Origin of the sequence: Amycolatopsis sp. PS_44_ISF1 (genome assembly GCF_032335455.1) — a bacterium.
In the GTDB taxonomy this organism is placed as follows: domain Bacteria; phylum Actinomycetota; class Actinomycetes; order Mycobacteriales; family Pseudonocardiaceae; genus Amycolatopsis.
This window is the reverse complement of sequence record NZ_JANUXO010000001.1, coordinates 3,181,617-3,207,859: the sequence shown is the minus strand read 5'-3', so window position 1 is coordinate 3,207,859 and position 26,243 is coordinate 3,181,617. Positions and strand designations below refer to the sequence as shown.

The window sequence follows — 26,243 nt, the reverse complement described above, 5'->3', positions numbered from 1 at the left end:
CGCCGATGCGCTGCTCGGCCGGATCCGCCGAGCCCGCGGGGCTCAAGCTGCCCGACGGGCCCTCGCCGTCTACCTGGTCTCCGAAATCTGCCATCGCGGCAAGAAGGTCGCAGCGGCGGAACGACACGTGTCGGGCGCGGTGTAGGACGCGGCGACGGCGTTGCTGCAGTTGCCCGGAGTCGGACCCGTCCTGGCCGCGCGCATCATTGGTCGTGTCGGATCACTCGACCGGTTTCCCAGCGACAACCGCTTCGCGTCCTGCTGCGGCACCGCGCCCATCGAGATCTCCTCCGGTGACGTCACACGCCACTGTCTCTCCTGTGCCGTCGACCGGCAGCTCAACCACGCCCTACACCTCATCGCGCTCAGCCAGGTCCGCTGTCACGCCCAGCACCGGATCTACTGCCAGCGCAAACGCGCAACAGGCAAAGGACACTGCGAAGCCATGCGATACCTGCAAAGGCGACTCGCCACGGTCATCTGTCGCCATCTCACAACCGATCAGCACGCTGCAACACCCGCCGCGGCGTGACAGAGAGGAGCTGCGGATCGACCACCCACTGCCGCCGGAGATCAACCACCAGCGGCCCGGCTTGACGCTGGTGTCACCAACGTCATCGCCTTATGCAGCTAACGGGCTTCCCTGCCTTCCAGGGCATCGAGCTGTCGCTGGACCCGCTCGGCGGCCTCCTCGTACCCGTGCTGCCAGTACAACTCGGTCGCCCTTCTCCAGACCGTACGAGCCTGCTCGTGCTCTTCGAGAGCAGCACGCGAATGACCGAGATTGTCCAGCACGTCGGCGGTGTAGCTGAGATGGCCGAGATCGGTGACCAGGGCAAGGGCTTCCTCGTAGTACTCCACGGCCTCCTGGTGACGGCCACTGTGGTGAAGGATGTAACCGAGGCTGTCGAGGGTCGGTGCCATCCTGGCCGGGTCGGGCTGGAGCCGCTGGATCGCGAGGGCAGCCTCGCAGTTGGCGCGGGCCGCTTCGAACTCACCCAGTTGGGCCAGCTGCCAGCCTATCTGGTTGAGCACCATGGCTTCCGCCACCGGCTGCCCGAGTGCGCGGTGCAGTTCCAGGGAATGCTTCGAGTGGACCAGGGCGTGCCGGTAGTCCTGGTGCAGCCGCCAGGCTCTGGCGAGCACCCGGTGGGTCTCGGCCTGCTGCTCGAGGTTCTGGTGTTCTTCGGCGAGGGCGAGGCTTTGCCGCAGGTGGACGAGCGCCTCGTTGTGCCGGCCCAGGTCGGCGTAGACACCACCCAGGAGCCGGTGGGCGTGCATGCGGCTGCCGGGGTCGGGCAGGTGAGTGCTGGCCTCGAGCGCGGCCTGCCACACCGCGAGCCGCTCGGCACGGTTTCCCCGCCGGAACTGGGCGGAGTTCAGCGACCACGCCAGCTGCCACACCGTGAGGTGCCAGCCGTGCGTGACCGCGGCCTCCTGGGCGGCCAGCAGGTTGGTGTATTCCGCGTCATGCCAGGCCATGGCGGTCCGCGCGTCGGTCGGCGGTTCGAGGTGCACACCCGGGGCGGGCGGGGCGAGCGGGATCGGCGCGCGGTTGGTGTTCAGGAGGCATTCGGCCCGGCAGGCGGTGTGGACGTAGAAGTCGACCACCCGCCGCAGCGCGGCTTCCTCCTCGGCGGCGCCGTCCTGCGCACTTGCCTGGTCCGCGGCGTACGTGCGCAGCAGGTCGTGCATGGTGTAACGGCCTGGGGTGTGCTCGCTGATCAGGTGGGCCCGGGTCAGCTCGTCCAGGGCCCGGCGGGTCGTGCCGGGGTCCTGGCCGGTCAGGCCGGCCGCCGGGAGGAGACTGACGTCCGGGCCGGGGTTCGCTCCCATCAGCCGGAACACGCGGGCCGCCTCGGGACTGAGGGTGCGGTAGGACCAGGAGAACACCACGCGCACGTCCGCGGCGGCGTCCCCCGTGGTCAGGACGTCCAGTCGGCGGTGGGCGTCGCGCAGTTCGCCGACGAAGGCCGCCAGCGGCCGGTCCGGGTGCAGGGCGGCCCGCGCCGCGGCGATGTTCACGGCCAGTGGCAGCCGGGCACACGCCTCGATCAGCTCGTCGGCCTCGGCCCGCTCGCGTGTCACGCGGTCCTGGCCGAGTCGCCGCACCAGCAGGCCGAAGGCCTCGTCGTAGGTGAGCACGTCCAGCGTGAGCGGCACAGCGCCGTCCAAAGCGACCAGGCCGGCCATCTGGTCACGGCTGGTGACCAGCACCAGGCACCCGGGCGCGCCGGGCAGCAGGGGCCGCACCTGCTCCGCGTCGCGGGCATTGTCCAGGACCACCAGGATCCGCCGGCCAGCCAGGTGGGAGCGGTAGAGCGCGACCTGGTCGTCGGGGTCCGCTGGCACGCTCTGCATGGGCACGCCCAGCGCGGTCAGGAACCCGCGGACCGCGGTCATCGGGGGAAGCGGAATGCCGGCGGGGTCGAAGCCGCGCAGGTTGACGTACAGCTGGCCGTCGGGGAAGCGGTCGGCACGCGCGTGCCCCCAGTGCAGCGCGAGCGCGGTCTTGCCGATCCCGGCGGTGCCGCCGATCGCCGAGATCACCATCAGCGGCGCGGCGTTCGAGGCCTCCCATCGGGCATCGAGATCGCGCACCTGCGCGGCGCGGCCCACGAAGTGCATGCTGAGCGGAGGCAACTGCCGCGGCACCGGAGGGCTCTGGCCGGCCGTCGGCCCGGACGCCGGGCCGGCGATCGCCAGGGTGGGGTCGTTGGCCAGCACCGCCTGGTGCAACGCGTGCAGTTCGGGGCCGGGGTCGACGCCCAGCTCCTCGGCGAGGACCTGGCCAGCCCGGCGATAGGCGTCCAGGGCCTCAGCGGTCCGCCCGGACCGGTACAGAGCGAGCATCAGCTGTGCCCACAGCCGCTCCTGCAGCGGGTGTTCGTTGGTCAGTTCAACAAGTTCGCCGACCCGTTCCCGGTGCCGGCCGAGGTCCAGGTCGAGGGCGATCCGCTGCTCCCGGGCGGCCAGCCGCGCTTCGGCCAGCGCCGGTACCGTTTCCCGGTGAAGCAGGTCGCTGGGCACGTCCGCCAGCGGCTCCCCCCGCCACAGTCTCAACGCCTCGTCCAGCAGGGCCACACCCGCTTCCGCCTCACCGGCGGTCGTGTTGGACCGCGCCGAACGCACCAGCGAGCGAAAGCAGTGCACGTCCACGAGGTCAGGATCGACATTGAGGCGATAGCCGGCGCTCGAGCTGACCAGGACACCGGGCCCGGTACCGACGGCGAGGGTGCGACGCAGCCGCAACACGTGGTTCTGCAGCGTATTGCGAGCCCCGGACGGCGGCACGTCGTTCCACAGGCAGGCAATCAGCCGCTCGACCGTGACGGGTTCACCGGCCGCGAGCGCGAGGACCGCGATCAGCACCCGCTGTTTGGCCGCGGCGACGGGTATCGAGACGCCGGCGTAGCGGACCTCCAGGGGTCCCAGCAGACGGAAGCGCCACCCCTCTGCCAAGCCTGGTTCTCCTTTGCCCGGTCGGGTGCTCCGTGAGTTGGACCCGATCTTCGCACCGTGCCACAGGCCGGCGCGACTGTCCACCGGCCGCGTCGGGTGCCCGTAAAGTCCGGAAGCATGGCCGCACCATTATCGACGGGCAGTCCCCGCCACGTCTCGCGGTAGGGGTGGCCGGCCCCGCAGCGGGGCTTCGGCGCGCGGTCGCTGCCCGGCTCGTACGGGCAGGCGGCCCGGCCGAGACGGGCCTGTGCCAGTACGGCCCGCTCGCCGACGTCCTCACCGCCGCTCCGCCACCTCGGTCGAACAGCGATGTCGCGACGGTCGCCGGAATCCGCTGCCGATCAGCCAGGCCCCTCCAGAGGCGACGCGATTTCGAAGCGCGTCCGGCCTGACCAGCAGACGAACACTCATTGCCCACGGCCGCCAACACCGGCTTCACGGAATCGATCAGCTGGGTCGGTCCTCGACGGCAAGGCCGCGGACGGCGTCCGCGTACAGCCGCAGCGAAGTCGGCGCACCGGGGTTGAGCAGCACGTCGACGCCGTGTTCCGGGAGCGCCTCGGCCAGTTCCGCCAGCGACACCGTCCGCCAGTCCGCAGCGGGGACTCGTTCACGGTGACCGTAGGCGGTCGTCACCATCGCCGAGGGCGTCCCGTCGGCCGCGGGACGCACGATCACGACGCCCCGTTCGTCGACCGCGACGCCGAGTTCGGCGTCCCGCAGCAGGGCGGGCAAATCGTCCGCCCCGGCCGCGCCGCGGGCGATCGCGCCGAGCACGGCATCCACCGGGTCGAGGGGCAGGCCCGGAGCGGACGGCCGGTAGGACGGATTCGACCGGAACCGGTCACGGCTGCCGTCCGGGAGTATCGGCCAGGCCCCGACCAGGGCTTCGAGGAGCGGTTCGGGAGCGTCCTCGGCCGCCTTCCAGGCGGGGTCGACCAGCACCCGCACCTGATCCCGCTCGGCAGCGCCGGTCACCGGAGCTTGCCTTCCAGCCGGGCCGACAGCTGAGACAACGGGGCGCTGAGGTCCGCCGCGGCGGACCTCAGCGCTGCCGGTACCGGCAGCGCCATGGTTTCCATCATCCGGGAGAGGTAGGGCAACGCCGTTTCCCCACCGCCCGCCGACGGCGGTTCCGGTTCCCCGTTCCCGGCGCCAGCGTCGGCGGGCTTCGGCTGGGTCGCCATCCGGATCGTCGGCTCCGCCGGGCCTGGTTGTTCGCCGGGAGGGTCGGCGGCAGGCACCGAGCGCACATGAATTCGCGCGGTGCGCCCGTCCGGATCGACTTCCCGGGCCACGGACGCCATCGGTTCGCTTGGCGCCGGAGCCAGGACACGCAACTTCGCCGTCGCCTCGGCTCTGCCCTCGGCCGACACCGGCGTAACCGGTAGGCAAGAGGTGTGTTCCGCAACCGCCGAAAGCGAATCGAAGGAGTGCGCCCGCGCTGGAATTCGCGCGTTCAGTTCAAGTGTCCTGACCAGATCCTCGGCCACGGTCCGCAGCCGGCCGGGCTTCGCGGAGCCGGCGCCGTCGTAGAGCACCAGCGTGCTCGCCGGATCCTGCGGGACCGCGCGGATCGCGTCGCTGCTTCCACCCGCGCGTTCGCCTTCCACCGGCCGGACCCACAGCCCGGCCTGAATGACCTCGACCGCCACGTCGGCGGCGTACCGGTAGGCGCCCGGCACGATTTCGGGCAGGTCCCCGAGCGGTGCGTGCTGGGCGCGTAGCCGGGGCCGGGCCTCGCCCGGCCGGTACGCGAACACCCGGACGAAGTCCGCCCGTCCCGGACCGCCATCCGCCTGCGGCACGATCGCCTGGGGACGATCCGGGGAGCCGACCGGAATTCCATTGCAACACAACACTTCCGAATCGATCGCGGCCGCCAGCACGGCGCCGGCCGAACGGTCCCGAGGTAGCGCGAGACCGCCATGAACCGCGAACCACGCCGCGCCGCGGATCTCCGGGGGCAGGGTCCGCCAGAACGCCGCGATGGTGCTCGGCGCCAAGCCGGGGACTTCGGCGCTGCCCACCACCAGCACCGGCGTGCCCGGCCGGGCAGGCACCATGCCGATCAGCGCGAGACGTTCGCGGGCGAACCGCGCGTCCGGGCCCTTCGGCCGGATCCACATCCCGGCGGGCAGCGGTTCGGCCACCGCGTCCGAGCCCGCCGCCACGACCTCCGCGAGCGCGGACGATTCCCATCCCGGCGCGGGAAAGCGCTTCGCCGCCCACGTCGCGGGCTGCCCCGGCCGGAACCATCCCCAGCCGGTCCGCGGCCCCGAATGCACGAACAAGGCGCCCCCAGCACCCGGCCACACCCGGCCGAAGGGGGCCAGCACCGGACGGCCGAGCCGCCGGGCGAGCCACGGCGGGACCGGCTGTCCGATCTCGAGGGGCCGCCGCCCGGGCACCAGCCGCAGCGGACGCCGGTCGCGGGGCAACGCGGCCGCGAACGACTCCCAGCTCTCGATCGGGGCCCCGGGCGGCAGATCCGCCACGACCACCTGGTGTCCGGGGTCGGCGGGCAGCGTCGCGGCCAGTTCCCGGGCCCCGGCCGTGCCGTCGCCGGCCGCCCGCACCACGAGGACGTCGCCGACCTCGGTCACGAAGCCGTTCGCCGCCGGGTGGCCCATCCGGCGCAATCGGGTCAGCAAGGACATCGGATTCCTCTCGGTCGTGCGATCTCGGCGTTGTGCTGCCGACGCTAGGCAGCCATCGGGAATCCGGGCGCCGGCGAACCGGCGGCCGGTGATGTTCCGCCGGGAAATCTGCCCGAAGGCACGGGCTACCGGCCCGCCCGTGCTCAGCCTCCCTGGCCCGGCGCGGGCGCGCTGAAGACGTCGTCGGCCCAGAAATCGCTGTCGTCGGGACGCACGGTGACCACCGCGCCGGGGCCGGGTGCCCCCACCTCCCGGATCGCGCCGGCGGTCAGCCGGATCGACGCGGGGGCGCCAGGGTTGAGCAGCACGTCCACCCCCTCGGACGGCAGCGTTCCGGCGAGTTCCGCGATCGTCGCCCTTCGCCAGCCGGGACTGCGCACCCGGTCGCGGTGCACCGGGGCGGTGACGACCAGCATCGACGGCACGCCGTCCGGGGCGGGAGCCACGACCGGGGCGCTGTTCGCGGTCACGGCCAGGCCGAACAGCACCTCCGGAAGCGCGGTGAGCAGTTCCTCACCGTCGCCCCCGCCGAAGACGAGACGGTGCAGGGCCTCGTCGACCGGATCGGTGGGCAGTCCGGGGCGGGAGGGCCGGTAGCCGGGATTCGGGCGGAAAAGGCTCACTCCACCGTCGCCGGGAACGAACCAGCCACCCACCACCGCCGCGACCGGCGGCTGGCGGCCAGGGCCGGCGGGCATCCACCCCGGGTCGAGCAGGAAGGTCCACTCCCCCGGCGCCACCCGTCCGCTCACCGGGTGGGCCCGGTAAACCGGAGGACGTGCAGGGCCAGCGGATTCTGGTCGAGGACAGGCTCCGGGGCCCGCGAGTCGATCAGCCGCAGCGCCTCGCCCTCCTTGACGGCCATCAGCAGGTTGCCGACGGTCTCCCGGCCCCGGCGGTCGCGCCGCCGCAGCCAGACCAGCGCCCGCTCGCCGTCGGACAGGCCGTCGAGGTCGGCCAGCGCGCCACCCCAGTCCTCGTAGCTGCCCGCGCCGCGCAGCGCGCCGAGTTCCCGGGTCGCCGGTTCCAGCCAGGACGCCGTCGCGGGCTCCGGGGGCTCGGGCAGACCCGGTTCGCCGGCGTCCCAGGCTCGCAACCAGGTCCACGGATCGTCGTTGGGCAGCCCGAATGGCTCGTCTCCGGCGGTCTTGGGCACCACCAGCGCCGCGTCCAGCAGCTGGTCGCGCCAGTCACCGGTGCGGAGGAACCGCTGAGCGGCGCAGGCGAACAGCCAGCCGCGATCGAGCTCGTCGGCCGGGTCCGGGTCGACCATCGCCACCTCGCCCGCATAGGCGAGATCGAGCCAGCGCTGCGCCTTCTCGACGGCGGCCGCGAAGTCCGGCGCCGGTGCCAGCGTCGGCATCCCGGCCTGCGCCCGGTCCGCTCCGGAACGGTGGAACCGGGCCAGCACCAGTTCGCCGACCTCGTCATCGTCCAGATCCGCGGGAGCACCGCGCTGCCCGTCGACGAAGCAGGCCTCGGCTTCGGCGCAGTAGGCGTAGAGCAGGTGGCCGGTCAGCTCCGCCCCGCCGGACTTCCGGCGCAGCCACACCGCGCCGCGGGAGTCCGGACCGCCCGCGAGCATCGCCTCGGCGACCTCGTCCCAGCTCTGGCAGCCGGCCACCTCGGCTCCGGGGAAGTGCGTCGTCAGCAGCCGATCCCACCAGCCCGGTGCCTCGTCGGACGGACGCCACGGCAGCGCGGAGGCCGGGTGGTTGGCGATTGCAGCGCCCGTTGCCACCAGGCAGCCGCGCGCGTTGATCCGCCACTGCCAGCCCTCGGCGAGGTTGACCGTCTCGTCCACCGGGGCGGCGTTCGAAGCCGGGAACGGTTCACCACCGTCCTTGGGCACGACGAGGCTGACCGCGAGCAGCGGTCCCGGCGCGTCCGCGTAGGCGCAGCCGACCAGCCAGGAGCGCTCGTCCTCCAGAAATGGCTGATCGGCGACGGTGACCAGGCCACCGTAGGTTCGGTCCAGCCAGCGCGCCGCCGGCCCGCCCGGTTCGTCGATCATCGCCTGGTCCTCCGCGGTAGCTCGTTCGTCTCGTCTTCGGTGTACCACTCGCTCGGCGCCGCCGCCCCGCCGCGGGATTCGCGATCGGCGTGCTGCTCCTGACCGGCGGGCGGGACGCTGACCGGCGGCGGGAGCCCCGGCCCAGCACCGAAATATCCCTCGCCGGTGAATCCGGCTCGCCGCATCCCGGTCAGGAATTCGTCGGAGAACTGCCCGGAAGACACCCCGGAGAGGATCTGCACTACTCTCGGCCCTCGCCCGAAGCCGGCGGGGACCCGCCACGAGGGCGGGCGGAAGACGGCCCCGATCGCGATGCCGTCCGCGTCCCGCATCGGCTCCGCCGCCGCGGTGGTGCCGGGCCGATCGGGGGTTCCCCCGGCTGCCTCGGGCCGGGAGGTACGGCTGTCCCCCGGTTCGGCCACGCCGTCGCCAAGGACGGCAGAGATGTCGGTGGTGACGGCTTCGTGGACCATTCCCTCCAGCGTGACGGCGTCGTCGAACAGCCGCTCCAGCCTGGTGATCAGGTCACCATAGCTCGCGTTCCAGCGGAACAGCCTTCCCTCGGCCGAATCCTCGGTCAGGAAGCGCCCGTCCGGGGTCTCCCGCCGCAGGACCTCGGGCAGGCCGGACCGCGCACCGGTGCGCACCTCGCCGGTGTCATGGTCCACATAGGACGACTGGTTGCTGTAGGACGAGAAGTCGGCCTGGTAGTACTGCAGGAACTCCCGGAAGAACTTCCGCACGTCCTTCGCGGTGGCCTGCCCGCCGTCCGGACCGCCGGCCTCACGGGCGAGATTCGCGATGAACCGGTAGGCCCCTTCGGCGGTGAGCCGGTGATTCCCCCCGCGAAGGTAACTCCCGATCGGATCCGAGTGGACCATCCTGCGGGCGATCAGGAAATCACGCCTGGTGGAGAAGATCCCCTCGTACCGATTCAGGTAGCGCACCGCACCCCGGTGCTCGCCCTCCCGATCGTGGCGGGCCGGAGAGTCGCCGTACAGCAGTTTCGAGTTGGCCTTGTCGATGTCGTGCAGGAGAACCAGCTTGACCATTGCCTCCCGGGAGACGAACCGATCGGCTTCGTTCTCCCCGTGCACCAGCTTCAGCAGCTGACCCGCCACCTTCAGGAAGTGGACGCGGTAGGGATCGGAGTGCGCGAGCTTGACGGGTTCCGCGTACTTCTTCGCCAGTTCCGGAAAATCGTGAAGCAGCGTGTCCAGGAGATCCTTCACGACGTGCGGCCCCGGCGGCTCCGGGGAGGACAGCGCGTCCTCGACCATGCCACGGAGGCCGTCGCCGGACTGCCGCTGCCACGCGAACGCGTCCGGGTCGCTCTTCTGCGTGTAGCCCCTGCGGTAGCGCACCAACTGGTCGCCGAAGTCGTTGGGGAACGGTTCCCCGGGTGCGGTGCGGTGGTCGAAGTCGAGCCTGTTCCGCCGTTCGTCGGCGGCCATCGCCGCACCGATCTCGGCCACCGTCGCCATCTCCGGCACCTGTTCCGTCATCAGGGTGCCGGCTTCCTCACGGGTCACCTTCCGCAGCACTGCTGCGTTCACGCCGTCGCCGACCAGCTTGGCGGCCTGGTCGCCGACGCGCCCGGCCAGTTCCTCCCGGAGCCCGCGGTCGACGAGCCTCAGCGGGCCGGACGCACTCGCGAGCGCGTCCCGGGTCCGCCGGCCGAGCGGGTCGAGATGGTTCCGGATCAGCTGCCGCAGTTGCCCTGGTGTGCGGTCGATCAGGTCCTGGGACAGGACGCCGTCGAACACCTCCGCGCGCACCCGCTCGGCGACCTGGTCCTCGACGAGTTCGCGCACCTTCCAGGGGTCGGCCGCGAGTTCGGCGGTCCGCACGGCGGTCCGCACCTCCTCGCTGTCCCGCACGTCTTCCGCGACGCCGGCGAGGAACCGGGTGAGCCGGGGACCGTTGAGCCAGCCGCGGTTGCGGCCGCGGTTGTTCTCCTGCTCCAGGCCGGCGGCCGCGGCCGGATCCGTGACCAGCGCCGCGAAGCCGTCTTCCAGTGCCGAAAAGAATTCCTCGTGCACGACACCGGCGACCTCCTTCCGGAAGGCAGGCGCGTCCAGCGCGGCGAACCGGCTGTCGGTGAAGACCTGTTCGGTCAGCTCCCGCGCCAGCGGGCCGATCACGTTCTCGTGGAAGCCCTTCTTCCCCGGATGGTGCTTGGATCCGTGCGTGATCCACCGCTTCAGGTCGGCCAGGACGACCGCGGGCGAGCCGTCCAGCCTGCTGCCGGGCTTGCGGTTCATGGCACGCATGATTCCGGCGGCGCGTGGGGCGACGTGTGGGGCGACGTTCTCCAGGGCGTCCCGCACCTCGAGGTACACGACCCGGTTGTCGATCCGGGGCGGCCGCGCCAGCCTTTCGTCCAGGGACTCTCCGACCCGGTCCGCGACGTCCTCGGCGATCCGGCCGAACCTGTCGCCGAAAGCCAGCTGCGTGTTGACGAACCGGTTGGTCTCCGCGCGCAGCCGGGCCGGATCGGGCCGCGCGGCGGCGGCCGCCCGGTCGCCGCCGGTGTTCCGGCTCGGGTCCGGAATGAACTCGTCCGGCTCGAAGTACGCCGAGTTCGCCGGATTGTCGAAGGCTCGCGGGTCGGTCCACAGGACATACATCCGGTTCAGCCTGCTCGCCAGCTCCCGCAGTTCGACCGGATCGTTGCGGAAGGCGGCTTCCCACCTGCCGTCGCTGTCCTTCGACCAGGCGAACCACGGGTCGAGGTCGCGGCCGAACGCGGTGGAGTCGAAGTCGGTGCTGATGCCGAGGCGCGCGTACAGATCCGACGCCCGCTCCACCCGGCCGGACCGGCCGGAAGCGCGCGCGCCCTGCTCGTCCTGCGCGGTGCGCACGTAGGTGACCAGGGAGCCGCCGAGTACGTGCTCCTTCAGCCTCTCCAGCTCTCCGGCGCGCAGGTTGAACTGGTTGACGTCGGCGCTCTGGTCGGAATTCCTGGTCCGGTCCCTCGGCGCCCGGTCCTCCGGGAGGGCCCGTTTGGTGATCTCCGTGTACTCCGCCAGCGGTACCAGGTAGGACCGCAGCAACGGGGCACGGTGCTGCTCGCCCTGCCGGATCTGCTGGTGCCGGTATTTTTCCAGCCATTTGAGCGCGCGCATCGGACGCCCAGCGCCCGCCCAGAGCCCTTCCGCGCCGCCGGTGTGCACCGACACCTCGCCGTCCGCGGACTGGTGCACGTCCTTGAACCCCGAGCCGGGCTCGGCCGCGCCGTAGACGGCGGTGTAGATCCGCACGTAGTGCCTGCCCGCGATCGGCTCGACCTCGAACTCGCCGCGGTGCACCACGCCGGTCACCCGGTCCCGCACGACCTTGGTCGAGCCGGGGTAGCTGACGTCCGGGAGGCCGAGGTGGCGCACTTGTTTCACGCCGAGGTAGCGCGGCCGGCCGTCGACCTCGGCGGTCAGCACGTGCACGGGCCGGCCGCCGACCGGCCCGTGGGACCGCCACGTGCCGTCGGCGCCGAGCACATGCACCCGGAGACCGGCCCGGCGGGCCACCTGAGCCGGTCCGGCCCCTGCCCGTCCCTGCCCGGCGAACAGGCCGGCCGTCTTCTGCTGCCGCGAGATCTTGTCCAGCGCGGCGGTGATCCGCTCGTACTCGCCGGGAATCCGCGGGTCGAGGCCCAGTTTCAGCGCGTCGACGAGGTTCGGGACGGACCCGGGTTCACCCTCGGTCAGTAGCGCGACCGCACCGTGCTTGTCCAGCTCCCGCTGTTGCCGGTCGCCCAGTGCTTCGTGCGCGAGCACGCCCTGCGACGCGAGCTCGAACGGTTGCTCCCTCGACGGTCGGGCACCCGCGACCCGCACGGGATCCCCGCGTTCCGGCTCCGGGAGCGGGTTGTACACCGGCTCCCGCCATTCGTCTTCGAGCAGCAACGACATTCCGACGTACTCCGGGCGCTGCCGGTCGTCCCCGTAGGTGCCCTTCTGGGAGTCGTGATACTCGACCTCGCGCTCGGTACCGGAGGCGATCAGCATGCCGTGGCCCGTCCCAGCGCCGGCCCCGCTGACGATCGCCGCCTGCGCGCCGCGCGGCAGGTCCGGGTGCGTCATCAGCCGGTCGACCGTGTCGAAGTCGCGGACGTCGGTGAGCTTCCTTGCCATGGACCGTTCGAAGTCCTCGGTGCGTACGGGCGCGCTCGGACCCGCCTCGTGCGGTTCCCCGGTGTCCCGGGTCTTCGCGTGCTGGATGATCGCGGCGACACAGTTCATCCGGCGGCCCGGGACGCGGTTGTCGAAGTCGCGCTTGTTGACCCTGGCGGCCAGCGGGTGGCGCCGCCGGAAATCGGCCGCCGCGGCGGCCTTGTCCGGGAAGCTGCTCAGCGCGAGCCGGTGGGGAGACCCACCGGTGAAGCCGCTGTCGTCCGGCCCGGACCGCGGCCCGGCCACGCGACTGACCCGTTCGGCGCCGGCGATACGAGGGCTTTCGCCGGGCTTCGGGGAAAGCCCGAACGCTCCGGTCCGGCCGCCTTCCGGAGGCGCCGGAGGTCCGCTGCTTTGACGCTCCCCCAGGCCGTAGGTTCGGTCGGCGGCCAGCCAGGTCTGCTCCCAGTCCTGCCGGGCTCGACGATCCGGCCCTTCGGCCTTCGCGCCCTCCGGCCTCATCTCATCTCGAGCAGACGGTGGATCACTGGAATCGCCAGGCTGGACGGCTTGACGTTCGTCCGGCGGCGCCAGCCGGTCATCCGAGTACAGATCCTCCGACGACGCGTCCGAAATCCGGCGCTGTGAATCACCGGCCGGCGCCTCAGGCCTTCCGTGCCCCGGCGACACCGAATCCGGCGACGGCTCGTCGTCGGTCCAGAACGCGTATTCGTCGCGCAGTGGTGCGGGCCGGTGAGCTTCCTCGAACCGGTAGCCGGAGTACAGGTTTTCGACAGCACTGTCCGAGCCCCGGCGGAGATCTTGCCTCGCCTCGGGCACCGGGGCGCCGGGGCCGTTGTCCAGCGCGCCGGCCAGTGCCGGAACCCCGGAATCCTGCCTGCGGCCCACCGCGGGTGCCCGCGGTGGCAAAAGCACGTTCCCGGGGCTCTGGACCAGATCGTCGAGGATGTCCGAACCCTGGCGTCCCGTTTCCGGCGGGTCGGTCTCCGCTGGTTCGGCATCCCAGCTGTGGCTCGCCGGTCGCAGATCCTCCCGGAGGCCGATCAGGAAGTGTTCCAGCTCCCGCGCGGTGACGCCGTCGGCCACCCGCAGGTGACGATCGCCCGCCATCGGCTCCGGTGCCAGCGGCGCGGGCCGGTCGCTCCGGTGCAACACCGCGCCGTCCGGCGTACGCGTGACGGTCAGCCCGTCGTCCGGCCGCAGACCCTGGTGCTGCCATACGTCGGCGATCGTGAGCACGCCGCGCTCCAGCGCAGTGTTCTCCGCCAGCCGCACCTGGAGGGCGTCGTCAGCCGTGCGCATCCGCACCGGGGCTTCCGGCTGGTGCGCCCGGCCCCGTATCCAGTCGCTCGCCGCAGCGACCACGTCCCGGGTCCGGTTGGACCCGTACTTGCGCACCGTGAACTTCAGGTCGGCGCCGGCGCTGAACAGGTAGGACCGGCCAGAGTAGCTCACCCCGGTGGTCAGACTGGTCTTGCCCGCCGTCGCGGCGATCCGGTCCTGCCCGATCGCCTCGCTCGCCTGCGGCGTAGCGGTGGCGAGCGAGTTTCCGCCCCAGCCGGCCGCGGCCGGGCCGGTGCTGGTGGCAGTGGTGGTCGTGGCGCCGTCCGGAACTGCCTGTTCGACTTCACGGCTCAGGCTGACCGGGTCCTCCCCAGGTAGCGGGCCGATCAACCGGAACGTGTCCGGCCGAAGCCTTCCGCCGATTTCGGCGTCGAACCGCGAGTCGTACCAGGTGTGCTTGCGCCCCAGAATCTTCGACAGCTGATAGGAGCCGCCGGTGAAGATGTCGGTCGACGCGTTGTGCATCGAGGAGCCCTTGACGAAGTTGTGCAGGGAGTGTTCCGCGATGCTGCCCGGGCGTGTGTACTCCGAAACCGTCCCGGCCGCTTCGGCGAGCATCTGACGGGTGAGCTGTCCGCCGCGCGGCAACGGCTTGTCCGACATGAGCGCGTACATCGTGGTGCGCGCGTCCGCGGCCACGTCGGAGCCGAGCTTTTCGACGCGGATCCCATCCGTCGGCCCGAACAATGGTTCGCCGGCCAGCGGGCGCGGCTCGACCGAAAAACCCGGTGCCCCCGTCGGCCGGGCCAGCGGCGGTGACGCGGCGGTGCCCGGGGAGATGAGGTGGACCTCGCCGGGCAACCGCACCGGGGTGACGGCCACCTTGTCCCAGCCGCGCAGGCCGACTCCGCCGAACATGCCGCTCGCGAGCCGGTTCACCATCCCGAGCGTCGTGGCGTCCAGCATCGGCATCGGGGCCTGGTGCCGGGAAAATCGCAGCTCGAACTCGTACCCGTGCCGGGTCATGCCGGGGTTCTTGAACTGGGCCTGGGTGGTTCGTTTCGTGCTTTCGCTCTCCGGCGTGACGTGCTCGGTCTTCCGGTTCCAGCTGCCGCCGAGGACCCGCGTGCCGAGTGCTCCGGTGGCACCGGAGGACTGCTCGTCGCCGACGAACCCGGCTGAGAACTCGGCACCGCCGCCGTACTGGGTACTGCGCTTCTTCTGGACCGCGGAGGTGACGTAGGGCGCGACGCTCAGCTTCTCCGGACCGGGCAGCACGCGCGACGGCCCGACCGGACGTCCGGTGACGTGGACGCGGACGACGTCTTGCCTACCGGCACCGGGCTTGGCCACCGAGAGCACCCCACCCTGGCCCTGCTCGCCGGGCAGCACGTCGCGCAGCCACTCATGTCCGTCCGGAGTGGACAGATGAGCCTCGACCTGGCGGACGATCTCCGCCCGCCACGTCTTCGACCGCACACCCAGTTCGTCGAGCGGACCGGTGATCCGGAGGCCGGGGTCGCCGGCCAGTGCCGACCTGGCGACCCTGGTGTCGCTGTAGGAGACATAACCCGCGCCGTCGGGCAGCAGGGTCTGCGCCTGCTCGGTGACCAGCGGCTTCGGCGCGGGCGCGGCGGCGGCCAGCTCCGGTGGCACTTCCAGCCCCTGGGCCCGGAAGTGCTCGATCGCATCCGCGACAGGCACCTCGACCACCCGGCCGTTCGGCACGTCCACGGTCACCGGCAGCGGATCGAAGTGGCTGGTCTTGAACAGGTTGCGCAGGCTCATGTCCGCGGCCAGCCGGTACCGCACGTCCTGCACCAGGTACGCGGTCGGGCCCTGGTAGTCGAAGGTCTGCTTGGCGCCGACGGTCAGCTCGCCGGACTCGCTGCTGCCCCGCTTCCACAAGCCGCCGAACAATGCCTGCAACCGGGGACCCACCTGGCCGGCGCGCCGGAGTTCGACCGACGCGGACAGCCCGGCGTCCAACCCGAGATTCGTCGTCCGGCCCCCGCTGGCGAGGTTTTCGCCGGACTCGTTGTGCTTGAGCGTCCGGTCCTCGTGGTTGACCTTGATCAGCCGCGTCCCCGAATATTCGCTCCGCACTGCCAGCTCGCTGTTGAAGTCCTGCAGCCGGCCGGACTCGTGCATCTTGCCCGTGCCGGTGGGCCTGCCGTCGAGGGCCTGGCTCGCGATTGCCCGCGCGCCCGTACGCCCGAACTGGTGCTGGACGGCCTCTCCGGTCGCGGTGTCGAACCGCCCGGCCACGGAATGCTTGTACCGGTAGTCATGGCCCGCCCCGTCGGTGATCCGCTCCTGCCTTGGGGCCGGCCAGTTCCCGCTGCCCATCGGTGGTTTCCGGCGCACCGCCCCTTCCTGATGCGCTCCGCCGGGCAGCGGCTCGACCCGTTTGGCGGTCGCGATGTTCAGGCCGTCGAGCAGGTGCGGCGGAATGTGGACGTGTTCGACGTTCGCGAAGGTCCCGAGACCGCGGTCGGCAGCCATCCGCCCGGCCTGCGGGGGCTCGTGAGTGAGGAAGACGCCGGGAGCCATCGTGCTGGCCGGCAGCGGCCGGGCCGACCAGGACAGCTTGCCCGAGGAGGTGGTGGCGGTGAAGGCGTCGTCCGTCCGGAAGGTCCGGACGGGCCCGGCGGCCGGCTCGCCCGTCCGCCGGGCCTGGTCGACCTCGTCCCTGGCCGGACCGGCGGCCCCGTGCTCCGCGTCCGGTCCGCCCAGCATCCGGCCGCCGAAGAAGAACCGCTGCGCCCAGTTCGGGCCTCGCGGCTGCTCGTGCCGCACGATGAAGCGGAGCCCCGCGTCGTATTCCTCGATCCCGCCCTCGTACTTGCTGGCCCGGCCGTCCTTGCCGGTGTATCCGGCCTTGCTCGGGTACCCGTATTCCCAGGTGCCCGCAACACCGAAAAAGGGAGCCTGGCGCGAGCGCAGGCCGTTCGCGTCCTCCGGCCGGTACGCCGCACCGGCGCCGGCCCGGCCGCCGCGCGTGGACTCGACCGCACGGCGGAACTGCTCGGCGTGCTTGTCTTCCACACTCACGGTCAACCGGCCGGACGGGTGGGTGGACTCCGGCGCCAGCGCCTCCGCGTGGATGACCAGGCGGTGTTTCCTCCCGTCCTGTTCCCACTCGACGAAGTCACCGCCGTGCTGGGCGTTGTAGATGGCTTCCTTGGCCTTGTCCTGGGTGTCGAACTTCGCGTCGATCGCCGCGGCCGCCACTTCTCCGAGCCCTTCTTTCAGCCGCGGCAAGAAACGCTCGGTGCGAACCGCGCTGATGTCGTCCTTTCCGGCGACATAGCCGCGCCCCCATTCTTCCTCCGGTGCGGGCCCGGGTCGCACGGGAGTTTCACCCGCCAGATGCGGCGGCACGGGCAGACCGAGCCGCCGGGCCTGCCACACCGGCACGCCGACCGTGCTGGACACGGTTTCCTCGATGCCCTCCGTCCGGCTCTCCGGCGCGGAGCCGGCCCGTCCGCGCGACCGGTCCGTCGCCTCCCGGACCAGTTGCCTGCTCAGCCCCCGGACGCCGGGCCGCGGCGGGTCCACCGGTGCGGGCTCGATCCGGATCCGCCGATCGACCCGGTAGATCAGCTCGGTGTCGGTACCGGTGTGCGCGGTGGCGTGCTCGGCACCCGGCATCATTCCGTCGGTCAGTCCGGTGCTGAGGTCCAGGACCGGACCGGCGTAGAAGCTCTTGGTCCCGAAGGCGACACCACCACCCGCGGTCGCGTCGCTGCCTTTGGCGAGCGACGAACCGGTGGCGTTGGTCGAGGTTCGCGTGGTGTCGGCACCGAGGGCGCCGAAATAGGTGAGCCGGGCGTCACCGGCCGGGGTGAGCTGCTTGACCGTGCCGGCCACGTCGACGCGCACCGGCTCGTGGCTGTCGGTCAGCAGCAGGTTCCGCAACGCCTCCAGCCCGTCCGGTGACGCGCCGAGGTGCTGGACGAATTCCGGCGGCACGTCCACCGGCCGCGGCCGCAGCGCCGAAGCGCCTTCGGGCGCCCGCACCGACGCCGGCTCGGTCCGGACGATCTCCGGAATGCGCAGGCCCACCGGGTAGGAGAACCGCACCGGCTCCCGGCCCGGCGCCTCCACCTTGACGACCATGGTGGTCCGGACGTGGTTCTTCCGCTCGGTTTCACCGCTGCCGTAACCCTTGCTGCCGCTCACCGTCGTCGTGACGTCGAACTTCTGTGTCCGCCGCATCGTCGCGCCCACGTAAACGACGGGCCGGACCACTCCGGTCGCGCCGATGGGGTCGAACGGGGAGATGACCAGCAACGGCACACGGACAGGCAGGCCGGCCGACGTCGCCGAGGAATGCGGGACCGAGGTCTCGGTCGCGGTTTCCTTCTTGACGGTCTCCGGCTGCTCGTGCGGAGCCGGGGCCTGCTCCTCCGGCCGGTCCAGCACGGCGCTGAGCACGGCGGCGACCTCGCCACCCGGGGTGTCGAAGGTGAAGCGCCCGGCGTTGAGCGCGTCCGCGAGGCCGTGTTCGCCCAGCGCAGCGAGCCCGGTCCGAACCTGCTCTTGGTGATCCCGGCGCGCCGGGGCTCCCGGTTCGGGGACCAGAGCCGGCCTGCCGAGCGTCTCGATCTCCAACTCGGCCGGGATCGGGCTGTGCGCCAGCATGGCCAGAGCACGTTCGCGCGAACCCTTCTCGGCGGCCTTCTTCGCCTCGCTCTCGGCCTCCTTGGCGTCGCCTTCGGCCTTTTTCGCCCGCTCTCGCGAAGTACTCGCGTCGGCTGCGGCCGTCCGCGCCTCGTCCCGCCGGGCCCGCACCTGCTCGAGGTGTTCATCGAATCGCTTCAGCGCGTCGTCCCGGCGGGCTTCGGCTTCGTCCGCCTGCCGGGCGAGCCGGGCGCCCTCGGCCCGGGTCTCGGCGATCCGGGCGGCGTGTTCCTCGTGCCGCCGGTCGAGTTCGCCCGGTTCGTCCCCGGGTTCCCTGTGCCGATCGGCCAGGCGCGGGTTCGCCATCCCGTCCGGCAGCGCGCGAATCCGATCCTCGACCTCGGCGATCCGCTGACGGAGGGCATCGCTTCGCCAGGCGGGCCCGTCGTGTTCGGCGACTCGTTCCCGCCCCGCCTCGGCGGCGGCAGTGAGCCGGGAGAACTCGGCATCGGCCCGGCGTGTGTTCGCGGCGTGCGTCCTCGCGATCTCGACGGCGTCGTCCATCGCCCGTTTCGCCGACTCGGCAGCGGCGAGATGACCGGTGGTCCGGTTGAACGCGGCACCGGCCTCGGCGACCGCCTTGTCGGTCTCGGCGACGGCCTTGTTCACCTCGTCGAGCGCGGCCGTCACCGCGCGCACGGAATCTTGAACCGAGGCGGCGGCGGTCACAGCCGCGGCGATCCGCTGGTTCGTCACGTCCACGGCGGTGTCCGCGGCCGCCCGCCGCACCACGTTCTCCCGTTTTGCCCGGTCCAGTTCGACCGCCTGCTGCCGCAGACCCCGGAGGTTGTCCTCGGCGGCCCGGGCTGCCTCCGGGCCCGCCCGCCGGGCGGCGGCGAAGTCCCGCGCCGCCGTGTCGATCCGCTGGCCGATTTCCCGCTCGCGGTGGGAAATCCGGAGCCCGGCAGTGGCCAGCTCGGCCTGCTGGCGAAGCATGTCGTCGTGCTGGGCCCGGGCTTCTCGCACCCGCCGCACGGCCGCGTCATGCGCCTCGCCGGCGCTGAAAACGGCACCGCGCGCTTCATGGGTGAAGCGCTCGACGCGTACCCTGCTGCTGCGTGCCCGCTCAGCCGAATTCAGCGTCTCGGCGTTCGCACGGACCGCGGTTTCGCGCGCCGTGTTCACCTCTTCGACGAGTTCGCGCGCGTGCGCGACTCGCTCCTCATACGGATTCGCCGGGTGTGGTCCAGCCCCGTTCCGGTCGTGGCCGACGGCTTGCTCATCGTGCTGGTCGTTGTGCTGGTCCGCGTCGTGGCGATGCTCGCCGTGCGCCCCGTTCGCGTCGTCACTCCCGGCGCGCGGCAGCTGGGCCAATTCGATGGCCTCGGTTTCCTCCGGGATGGTCGCGAGCCCGGGCCGCCGCAGCGCGCCGCCGGTCCCGCTCACCCGGGCGTCCTCCGCGGCGACCGCCTCGTCGAACAGCTCGGTCAGCTCACCGATCCTGGTCCGGGCGTCGGCCCGCTTGCTCCCCGAACGGTCTCCCGACCACTGGAAACGCCGTCCGTAGCCCGTCTCTTCCACGCGGAAGGGGGTGCCGGGACCGTCCCGGTCGAGCACGCCGTCCAGTTCGTTGTTCCCGTGCCGGTGGTTGCCATCGCGATCCAGGTAGCTCGACTGGTCGCTGTAGGAGGAGAAGTCGGACTGGTAGTACTGCTCGAGCTCGTAGTAGAACTTGCGTACGTCCTCGGCGGAGGACTCGCGGCCTTCCGCCGTGCCCCACCTCTGCGCCACCTCCTTGATCCAGTGGTAGGTGTTCTTCGGATCGGCGCCGTCGCTGCCCGGCTTCGACCGCAGGTACGCCCCGAACGGATCCGAGTCGACCATGGCGCGGGCGACCTTGAATTCGTGGGCATTGTTCCACAGCCCCGGGTAGCGGTTGAGGTACTCGACCGCGCCGATGTGCTCCGGCTCCCGGTCGTGCCGGACCTTGGCGGTGCCGTACTGGTTCTTCGAGTTCACCTTGTCGATGTCGTGGAACAGGATGGCCTTGAGCACCGCGTGCGTGGGCACGAACCGAGCGCGGCCCGGATCGTCCCTGATCAGTTTCAGGTACTGGCCCGCCACCATTTGCGCATGGTCGTAGAACGTGGGCGGCCCCGACGCGCCGTCGGGCCGGTACCGGCGGAACCGATCGTCTTTGACGACCTCGTCGAACTTGTCCTTCAGCTCCGGGAGCGCTTCGATGAGCGCCTGCACGATGTTCGCCGCCGCCTCGTGACGCAGTATCGGCCGCGCCAGCTCGGCCTCGGCCGCCGCTTCGATCCGCCGGCCCGCCTCCTGCTGCCGCGCCAGCTCCGCGGGCGGGAGGTTCCGCCCGGAGTAGCTCTGGGCCTGGCCCTGCCGGTGCGCAGCGGGATGGGCGGGCTCGGGAACCGGCAGGTCGCTGTGCACACTGTCCGCGTCGAAGTCGACCTTGGTCCGGTCGTGCTGCGCCGCGATCTGGTGCCCGATCCGCGCCTGGCTGGCGAAATCCGGCACCTTCGCCATGAACTCCCGCACCGCCGCCGGCTCCGTCTCCGGCAGTTCGGCCCGGTCCACCCCGGACCGGACCAGGCCGGCGGACCGGTCGGCGACGGCTTCCTTGAGCGCGGCCAGGTCCGCGCTGTTGACCAGCTTGAACGGGCCCTTCGCCGGGAAGGCGTTCCGCACCGCGGGCCCCACCCGATCGACGATCCCGGCGCGAAACAGCGCGCGCTGCTCCCGTGGGTCCAGTCCGACGAGTTTCCGTCTCGCGACCACCCCGACGGTCTGCTGGCGCACCGCGTCGAGGCCCTGCCTGCGCGCGACCGTCAGCAGGCTGTCCCGATCGAGGCGCAACTGGGCGTCCCGGGCGTCCTGTCGTAGCCCGCCGTCCTTTTGCAGACCTTCGAGCACCTCGTCGAGGAACCGGTTCATTCGATCACCGGACAGCCACCCCACGTCGTCCCGGTGTGCGGATTTCCCGACTTCGTCGAACCGGCCCCGGTCGGTGGCCAGTTCCTCGAACCCGGCGTCCAGGTGCTCGGCGAGGCGGCGGTGCACCGGACCGCGCACCAGATCGGCGAAGCTTCCTCGCGCCAAGGGGGTGAACCGGTTGTCCGACAGGATCCGCCTGGTCATCTTGGTCGCGAAACGGACGGCGATCTTCTGGCGCTCTTCGTCGTCACGCAGCGTTTCGAGCAGGTCTCGCGTGCGGTGTGCTCCGGGCCGGCCGGCCGGGTCGGGCCGGGGCAGCCCCAGCAGCCGCGGACCGGCGTCTCCGATGGCGTTGCGCATGTTCTTGAGCGACCCGACCACAGCGGTCTTCACCTCGCCGGGGTTGACCCGCAACGGATGCACGGGAGTGGCCCCGTCGCTTTCCCTGGCGGTGATCGCGTCGTGCAGCGCTTGGCCGACCGACCGGTCCACCGTTTCGGCGATCCGGCCGAAGTTCGCCGCGGCCGGGCCGTAGGTATTGACGAACTCGTTGATCTCGGGCCGGTCGGCCGCCGGATCGCCCGCCAGGTATTCGACCCACGCGTCGTGCACCTTGGTCAACCGGTCGGCCTTGCGCTTGAGCTTGCCCGGGTCTTTCTCGAATTCCTGGGTCAACGCCCCGGTTTCGTTCCGGGTCCAGGAGAACCACGGATCGTTGTCCTTGCCCAGCGCATCGGACGTGAAGTCCGCAGGGATGCCCAGCCGGTGGTAGAGATCGGACAGCTCCTCCGTTCGCCCGGAGAACTCGCTGAGTTTGTGCCCCGGATCGCCCTTCGGCACATAAGTGACCAGCGAACCGCGAACCGCGTGCTCGCGGATGTGGTCCAGCGCTGCGCCGCGCATGCCGAACTGGTTGACATCACCGCGCTGGTCGACGTTGTAGGGCCGGTTCGGATCACGCGGCACCGCCTCCGGCCGCGCGCTCTGGCTGAACTCCCGAAACACCCGCTCCGGCACCAGGTACGAACGCAGCAGTGGCCGGAATCCGCTCTCGCCCTTCGCCGTCTGGTCGTGCTGGTACTTGGCGACCCACTGCACGGCACGCAGCGGGCGCCCGCCGCTGAGATAGATCGCGTCGCGATCCTTCCCGGGCCGGACGTCGATTTCCCCGTCCGGCTTCTGCTGCACGTCCTTGTGCTTCGATCCCGGGGCCGCCGGATCGTAGACCGCGGTGTAGATCCGGACGAAATGCTCGCCCTTGATCGTCTGCACCTCGTACTCGCCGCGGTGCTCCACGTGGTACTCGCGCACATTCGGATCGGCGTTCGCCGCGGTGTTCTCGAAATACTTCGCCGAAACCGGATACCGCACCCCGGCACGCCCGAGGTGCACCGTCTCCGTCGTGCCGAAGAAGCGCTTCGGGCCGAAGTGCCCGTCCTTGACCCGGACCAGATGCGCCGGCACGCCGCCCAGCGGTCCGTAGGACTTCCAGGTGCCGTCCTCCAGCAGCACGTGGGCGCGAACCCCAGCCCGGTTCGCGATCTGTTCCCGGGAACCGGGCTTCCCGGCCCGGTCGCTCAGCGCGTTCCGGATCCGGTCGTGCATCGCGGGCGCGCCGAGATCCTCGACGGTCTTGAGGATGGCGTTCTCGAACGTGGCGTTTTCGAGGGAACCTCCCGGCTTCAGCGCTTCCACGTGCTGGCGGTCCATCCGGCTCTGCTGGGCGGCGGAGAACAGCTTCCGGGGAACCCAGGTGTCGCGGTAGCTGAGCTCCCCGTGCTCGTCCGGGTTCCGGCCCAGCAGTTCGTCGCGCGCTTCCTTCGAGGAGGTGTGGCCGGTGCCGGTGCCTTCGTGGTGCCCGTCGGCGACCGGGGTGTGTTGCGGCTCGATCCGGGTCACGCCGCGGGGCACTGGCAGGAAGCTGATCTTGGCGGCGCCCGCGACCCACTCTTCGACCGTCCTGTCCCCGGCCGGCTTGATCTGTTCTCCCGGCTCCTTCTGCCCGTCGACGAACCGCACTGCCCCGTCGAGATCCTTGTCGACGCCGAAGAAGTGCCCGTCGTAGCCGGTATTGCCGGGTCCGTCCTTCGCGCGCTGGACGAAGACGAAACCGTGCGCCCCAGCCGGCGCGTCGGACATGATTTCCCTGATCCGCGCAAGGTCCTTGACCGGACGGAAACTCGACCCCGCGGCCTTCGCGACGTGCGAGCTCTCGACCGGGCCGCTGGGGTCCGCCCGGTGGAGGTCTCCGCTCTTGAGCGTGTTGAACACGTTGGCGATGACCGAAGTGCAGTTCGTGCTGCGCCCCGAGCCGCTCTCGCCAGGCTCCGGCCGGTTGATCCGTGAGATGAGCGGCCATCCACCGCCTCGAGGGACGGACACGCCGCCGGACGGGACCGGCTGGTGCTCCGGCGGCGTGTCCGTCTTGCCGTCCGTCCGGACCGCGCCGCCGGTGCCCTCGACGCTGCCCTCGCCGGGGTGCCCGCCGTCGTCGCCCGGCTGGCCGGTCCGGTGCTGGTTCGCGGTCTCCGGGCCGGAGAACTCCGCCGCCGGCGCGGCCCCGACCTCCACGAACCGGCCGCCCTGGTCCACGTTGACCGCCGCGAAGACGGGGACGAGGGTAATCGGTTCCGTCGGCGCGTAGACCGCCCGGTTGTCGCCGCTCTCGCGCAGGGCCTGCCGGAAATCGTGTCCGCCGAAACCGGGCTCGTCGTGCTTGCCGGATTCACAGGCGAGCAGCACGATCGGCGCGTCCGGGTGCTTCCGGAGCACTTCCCGGAAGCCGGCATCGCCGAGCATGACCCCGAGCAGGGTCCGGCCGCCGAACCGGCGCGTGGAACGCGCGTCGTTCCGGCTTCGGAACAGCTTCGGCTCGGCGTGCTGGAACACGAAGATCGGCGGCTGCTTCGCGTCGCCGTCCAGCCAGGGGACGACGTGCTTGGTCGAGCGGACCCCGCCGTGCCCGGCGGACCCGGCGCCGGGATGCAACCGGTTGTACTCCGTCAGCGGACGGCTCGCGATCCGATTGGCCCACGCCCGCGCGATCGCCTCGTCATTGGTCTTGCTGGGCAGGGCGAACAAGAATCCCTGGTCACCGGCGTCCATCGCGATCGGCTCGACTTCGCCCGGACGGAGGTCGACTTCGCGCTTCAGCACGTCGAACGCAGGCAGTGCCTGGCGGTGGGGCTCATCCGCGAAGCCGGTGTCGCGTTCCGGCCGCGCCTGGTGGTCGTGCGAGACGCCCGGGCCCGCACCGCTGTCCTCCCGGCCGGAGGAGCCGGGCGCCGGTGCGGAGGACTCCCGCGTCCCGCCGGTGTGGTAGCCGCCCCCGTCGAACGCGGTGGGCTCGATGGGCTGGAGCGGGCCGAACCGGTCGCGGGCGAACGGGAGGCCGACCTCCTTGGCGCCCTTGCGCCCCTCGGCCGCCTCCGGGTGGTCGATCCGCTGGGGGACAAAGTGGCTCGGCGGCCCCTCGGCGTCGTGCGGGCCTGGATCCAGACCGTGCCGGGAGGCATGCTCCGCGGGCGAATCCGTATGCCCGTTTCCGTGATCGCCCTCCGATCCGGACCGCCGGTCGCGGCCCTCGCCGGCGGAGTCCGGATCGATCGGCGGCCGACTGCCGGGACCGTCCGGGCCGCCGCGGGGCGGGTCTCGCGGGTCGTCGGCCGGGGTTCGGCCCGGACCGTCCGCGTAGAGGTCGCCGGACAGGCCGCCGGGCGCAGCCCCGGCCGGACCGCGCCGAGCAGGCGGGGTCTGGTCGCCGAACGCGCGGGAGCGCACCGGATCGCCGCCGCCGAGCAGCTCCGAGACCGTGCCGAAGTGCGGCTGCCGCGGATCGGTGCTGCCCAGGAAGCGGAAGTACTGCTCGGACAGCCGGCGGACGCCGTCCCCGGTGTTCCACCGCAGCTGGTTCGTCCTCGGCGCGGCGGCCGGCCCGGACGGATTTCCGTCGCCGGGACCGCGCACCTCTACCGGCACGTTCGCCGCCGGGTCCTGATGCCAGCCGGCCGGCATGCCGTTCGGGGTGCCCGCCTCGACCGTGAAGTGGACCTGGCTGCCCCGGAACGGCCCCTCCTGCTCCCACTCGTGCCGGTGGTTGAAGCGCTCGTCGAGGTCCCGTTGCAGCTGTGCGGCGAGTTCCTTCCGCACACCCGGGCCGAGCTTGCCGCCCGGCGACACGAGATCGATCGGCACCGTGAGTTCCATGACCCACTTGTTCCGGCCCGCCGGGTCCCGCATCTCGAAATGCCGCACGTCGAACCGGATCTGGGTGATCTCTCCGCTGCCGTCACCGGCACCGGACCGGCCGGAGGACTCGAACTTCTCGGTGCTGAACCGGGACGGTTCGGCCAGCCCCCGGTGTTTCTGCCACACTCGGCCGGTACCGGAGTCATCGAGCCGGTTGACGAACGCCTCATCGCCACGGCCTTCGCGACCTGGGCCGCCGGAGTGCGCGGAGCCGTCGTCGCCGGTGTGCCGGACGGAAGGACGGGGTTCGGGATCGAGGTAGATGAGCGCTTGCGCCGCGGCCGCCACGTCCTCCGGCCGCGGCACCGTCCGGCCGGACTTGCTCGCCCGGTTGTCGGAGGCGCTCCGGTCCGCAGCCGCCCTCTCCCCGGACTGCACCACCGGGCGCTCATGCGGTTGTTTCTGCTGCTGCGGGGCACGGTCGGACGGTGCGGAGTGATCCGGGGGTCGGGTCCGGTCCGGAGCCCGGTCGGCTTGCGGGGCCGGATCCGGCTGCGCCGCCCGACCAGGTGCCGGAGCCCGATCCGGCGGGACGGGCTGGGCCGGCCCGGATCGGTCATGACCGCTTCGGTCCCCGTACTGGGCACCGGGTGTGTCGGTACGCGACCCACCGAACGCGTCCGGGTCCGGATGCGGGCTCGCCGGGCTGATCGGGCTCGGCGGGAAGGGCAGCGCCGAGCCGGGGCTCGCTTCGAGGGGGCTGACCAGCTCGTCCAGCCTCCGGTTGACGTCGTCCAGATCGATCGAAAGCTTGGGCCGGCCCTCCCTCGGCGGTGAGCCGTCGGGCCGGGAAGGCACCGGGTTGCCGCGCTGCGGTCCGGGACCGTCCACATGCGACGGCCCCGGCTCCGGCCGGGACGC

General features: G+C 71.7%; 7 protein-coding genes. 1 reads left to right on the top strand and 6 read right to left on the bottom strand.

The window, feature by feature from the left end; translation table 11 throughout:
- Positions 1 to 160 precede the first annotated feature (160 nt).
- Positions 161 to 532, top strand: coding sequence for an IS110 family transposase (locus tag NYF13_RS14345; RefSeq protein WP_315656907.1), 372 nt, complete (start codon positions 161 to 163; stop codon positions 530 to 532).
- Between the two features lie 98 nt (positions 533 to 630).
- Here NYF13_RS14345 and NYF13_RS14340 read toward each other — a convergent pair whose 3' ends face one another.
- The 6 genes from NYF13_RS14340 to NYF13_RS14315 all read right to left on the bottom strand — a co-directional run bounded on the left by NYF13_RS14340 (position 631) and on the right by NYF13_RS14315 (position 25,763).
- Complete coding sequence (locus tag NYF13_RS14340; protein ID WP_315656906.1) at positions 631 to 3,462, bottom strand: BTAD domain-containing putative transcriptional regulator; 2,832 nt, start codon at positions 3,460 to 3,462, stop codon at positions 631 to 633.
- 447 nt (positions 3,463 to 3,909) lie between these two features.
- On the bottom strand, positions 3,910 to 4,440 hold the full coding sequence (locus NYF13_RS14335) for a type VII secretion system-associated protein (protein WP_315656904.1): 531 nt from the start codon (positions 4,438 to 4,440) through the stop codon (positions 3,910 to 3,912).
- Positions 4,437 to 6,122 carry a hypothetical protein gene (locus NYF13_RS14330; RefSeq protein ID WP_315656902.1) on the bottom strand — a complete coding sequence of 562 codons (1,686 nt, stop codon included), beginning with the start codon at positions 6,120 to 6,122 and terminating at the stop codon, positions 4,437 to 4,439. The genes NYF13_RS14335 and NYF13_RS14330 overlap by 4 nt, the downstream gene beginning before the upstream one ends.
- A gap of 143 nt (positions 6,123 to 6,265) precedes the next feature.
- Entirely contained in the window at positions 6,266 to 6,862 is a 597-nt protein-coding gene (locus tag NYF13_RS14325; protein WP_315657337.1) for a type VII secretion system-associated protein, read from the bottom strand.
- Positions 6,863 to 6,870: 8 nt separating this feature from the next.
- On the bottom strand, positions 6,871 to 8,136 hold the full coding sequence (locus NYF13_RS14320; protein WP_315656900.1) for a YrhB domain-containing protein: 1,266 nt from the start codon (positions 8,134 to 8,136) through the stop codon (positions 6,871 to 6,873).
- Complete coding sequence (locus NYF13_RS14315; protein ID WP_315656898.1) at positions 8,133 to 25,763, bottom strand: toxin glutamine deamidase domain-containing protein; 17,631 nt, start codon at positions 25,761 to 25,763, stop codon at positions 8,133 to 8,135. The genes NYF13_RS14320 and NYF13_RS14315 overlap by 4 nt, the downstream gene beginning before the upstream one ends.
- Positions 25,764 to 26,243: the final 480 nt, after the last annotated feature.